General features: G+C 73.5%; 1 protein-coding gene. It reads right to left on the reverse strand.

Features of this window, described 5'->3' with window-relative positions:
• On the reverse strand, positions 1–3,857 hold a 3,857-nt coding region (locus IEZ15_RS43515), incomplete at its 3' end, for a type I polyketide synthase (RefSeq protein WP_189282456.1).
• Positions 3,858–3,933: the final 76 nt, after the last annotated feature.

The raw sequence follows: 3,933 nt of genomic DNA on the forward strand, positions 1-3,933 counted from the left end.
GCATCAACCGACAACACACCGGAAGAGGCATCCACGAGCAACGACCCCAAAAACGCACCCAACGCCAGCGGCGTCGGATGATCGAAAACCACCGTCGACGGCAACCGCACTCCCGTCACCTCGCACAGCCGGTTGCGCAATTCCACCGCCAGCAGCGAATCGAATCCCATATCCCGGAATGCCAGCCCGCCGTCGAATGTGCCCCCGCCCAGTACTTCGCCCGCGATCGACATGACCAGCCGGCGGCTCTCCTCCGCCCGCTCTCCCTCCGGCAGTCCGGCGATCCGTTGTGACCACGCGGTCCCTGTCGGATCGGCGTCCGTGGCCGCTGCGGCAGTAGTAGTGGTGGTGGTGAGGCCGTTGGCCAGCGCGAAGGCCGGGTCGAGTGCGGCGGCCACCACGGTCGGCAGGTCCGGGGTGCGAGCGGCGTCGAACATGCGCAGGCCGCGGGCGGGGTCGATCGGCCGCAGACCGGTGCGGCGCGCGAGGCGTTCGACGTCGTACGCCGTCAGCCGTCCCGCCATCCCGTCCGGCAGGTCCCACAGGCCCCATGCCAGCGAACGGGCCGGGAGACCGAGGGCGGAGCGGTGCTGCGCGAGGGCGTCGAGGAAGGTGTTGGCCAGGCTGTAGTTGCCCTGTCCGGCGGCGCCCAGCGTGCCGGAGGCGGAGGAGAAGAGGTCGAAGAAGGCGAGCGGGGCCGAACAGGTCAGTTCGTGCAGGTTCCAGGCGGCGTCGGCTTTCGGGCGTAGCACGGCGTCGAGTTGAGCGGCGGTCAGCGAGCGGACAGTCGCGTCCTGGACGATACCGGCGGCGTGGACGATACCGGTCAGCGGGTGAGCGGCGGGGACGGACCCGAGCACCGCGGCGAGTGCCTCACGGTCACCACCGTCGCAGGCGGCGATACGCACCTCGGCGCCCATCTCCCCCAGTTCCCGGCCCAGTTCTTCCGCCCCTGGAGCGTGTGCGCCCCTGCGGCTGGTCAGCAGCAGATGCCGTACGCCGTGCCGGGCCACCAGGTGCCGGGCGATGCGCGCACCGAGGGCGCCCGTGCCGCCGGTCACCAGGACGGTCCCCTGTGGGTCCAGGTCCAGGGCAGGAGCCGTGGCCGAAGCGGGGTCAGCGGTGTCGGGCTCCGCCACCCCACTCAGTCGGGGTACGAGCAACGCGCCGCCGCGCAGGGCGAGTTCCGGCTCGTCGCCGGTCGCCACCGCGGCCAGGACGTCGTGCCCGAGGTGGGTCGTGTCCAGGCCCTCGTCCAGGTCGAGGAGCACGAAGCGGCCCGGCTCCTCCGACTGCGCGGTGCGGACCAGCCCCCACAGGGGTGCGTGCACCAGATCTACCGGTGCCTCGTCCGATCCGGTGCCGGTGCGCACCGCCCCCCGAGTCACGAACACCAGCCGGGTGTAGGCGAATCGGTCGTCGCCCAGCCAGCTCTGCAGCAGCTCCAGCGTTCCGCGGGCCGCGCGGCGGACGTCGTCGGGTATCTGCGCGCCCCTGTCCGCGGCGGCCGCCGGCAGACAGGCCACGAGTACGGCGGCCGGCGGCCGGACACCGGCGTCGATACGCGCACTCGCCTCCGCCACATCGGGGACGGCGGTGAAGCCCGTCCCAAAGGCGGAGCCGAGCACCCAGCACGCATCGGCGTCCGGGGCCGTATCCGCCGCGAAGTCGCCTGGCAGGGGGCGCCACGCCACCTGGAAGAGTCCGTCGTACACGGGTCCGGCCGCGGCTGCCCGCAGCACCAGCGCGTCCACGGCCGCCATCGGCGTGCCGTGCTGGTCCGCGATCCGCAACGCCACCGCGTCCGGGCCGGCGGGTGACACCCGCACGCGCAGCTCCGTCGCACCACCGTCGTACAGCCGGACGCCGCTCCACGAGAAGGGCAGCCGTACGCGACCGTCGACCGCGGCCTGCCATACGGTCGCGTGCAGCGCCGCGTCCAGCAGCGCCGGGTGCAGGCCGTACCCCGAGGTGTCGGTTCCGGCGGGCAGCCGTACGTCGAGATACATGTCCGCGCCCAGCCGCCAGGCGGCCCTCAGTCCGCGGAAGGCAGGACCGTACTCGTACCCGGCCTCGGCCAACCGTTCGTAGATTCCGTCCAGTTCGACGGGCTCGGCGGCGGGGGGCGGCCATTCGGCCAGGTCGAAGTCCGCGGGTGTCCGGGGAGCGCGCGGTGCGAGCACTCCGGTCGCATGCCGGGTCCAGTCGGGGGCGGCCCGGTCCTCTCCGGCGCCCCGCGCCGTCTCCTGGGCGCGACCGGGACGCGCGTACACGGTAAACGGCTGCTCCCCTGCGGCACCGACCGCGCCGACCACGAACTGGACCTCGACCGTCTTCCCGTCCGCGGGGAGCCGGACCGGCGCCTCCTGGGTCAGTTCCGTGACCGTCGCGGCGCCGTCGAGCGCGGCGATGTGCGCGGCCAGTTCGACCAGTGCGGCTCCCGGCACCACCGTCTCCCCGCCGATCGTGTGATCGGCCAGCCATGGATGGGTGAAGGTGGACAGGGCTCCGGTGAGCGCCCGCGCGTCGCGGTCCGCGAGGGTGACGGCGGTGTCGAGCAGCGGATGCGCGCCGCTCTGCGGCGGGCGGGGCGCCTCGGCGTTCAGCCAGTACCGCCGCCTCTCGAACGGGTAGGTCGGCAGAACCACCAGGGGCCGCCTGGGGAGGACGGCCTTCCAGTCCACCGGCAGCCCACGGGTGTAGGCGGCGGCCAGCGCCTCCAGGAGCCCGGCCGTACCGGTCCCGCCGGGGCGCAGGGCGTCCAGGACGTCCGCGGGGCCGGCGTCCTGGTCGCGCAGCGTTCCGACGAGCCGGCCGACGGAGGGCATCGCCACGAGCGTTCGGTGGCCGTTCTCCATGAGATGCCGCAGCGCGGTGTCGAGGCCGGTGGTCTCCCGCAGGCCTCGGAGCCAGTTGTCGGAGATCAACTCCCTGTCGGCGTCGAGCGGCCGCCCGGTCCGCGACGAGCAGAAGTCGGTCTTCATCCGGCGCGGGACCACTCCGGCGAGGGCTGCACGCAGTTCCTCCACGGAGCCGCCGCGCACGCAGGCCGCGCAGAGTCGTGCCGCCTCGTCCAGACTCAGCACCCCGGTGACATGGGCCGCGACGATCTCGCCCACCCCTTGGCCCGCTGCCGCGTCCGGTCGGATGCCGCACCGCTCCCAGAGCCGGGCCAGACCGACCCCCACCACGAACGCCACGGCCTCCGGCGGGTCGGCAGGTGTCATATCGCCCACGTACCGGCCGAGGTGGGGGGAGAGTGCGTCGGCGCACTCGCGCACCCGGTCGGCGAACACGGGTGAGGCGGCCATCAACTCCCGTGCCTGGGCAGCGAGGTCGGGGCTCGCATGGGCTGCGTCCGCGCCCATGCCGGCACCAGCGCCGAAGACGAGCACGGCCCGGCTCCGCCCGCTCGCGGTCCCGGCCGACAGCAGGTCGTCCGCCCGCCCCGTCGCCAGGGCCGCGAGCCCGGCCCGGTAGTCCCCGCCCTCGGCTGGCATTACGGCGGCGCGGTGGTCGAACCCGGACTGGACGCAGGCTGCGGTGTAGGCGACGGCGGACAGATCGAGGGGGGCTTCGGGTCCGGGGTCGGTGACGGAGGCACGCCCGGCATCCACACCGGTGTTCCCGCCCGTTGCCTGGTCCGGGTTCCCTGGATCGCCCGAAAGGAAGTCGTGGAGGCGGCGGGCCTGGGCGCGCAGAGCCGTCGGCGTCTTCGCTGACAGCACCAACGGCAACGCCCCAGCACCTTCACCAGCCACCGGCTCCCGCAGGACCGGCAACAGATCCTCCCCCGCACCCGCCCCGTCCGTACCCTTCTCCCCACCGTCGAGCGCAGGCGCCTCCTCCAAAATCACATGCGCGTTGGTCCCCGAAATACCGAACGAGGACACCCCCGCCCGCCGCAACGCACCCGGAGCCGGCACCCACGGC

Source organism: Streptomyces atratus, from assembly GCF_014648655.1.
Lineage (GTDB): Bacteria > Actinomycetota > Actinomycetes > Streptomycetales > Streptomycetaceae > Streptomyces > Streptomyces atratus.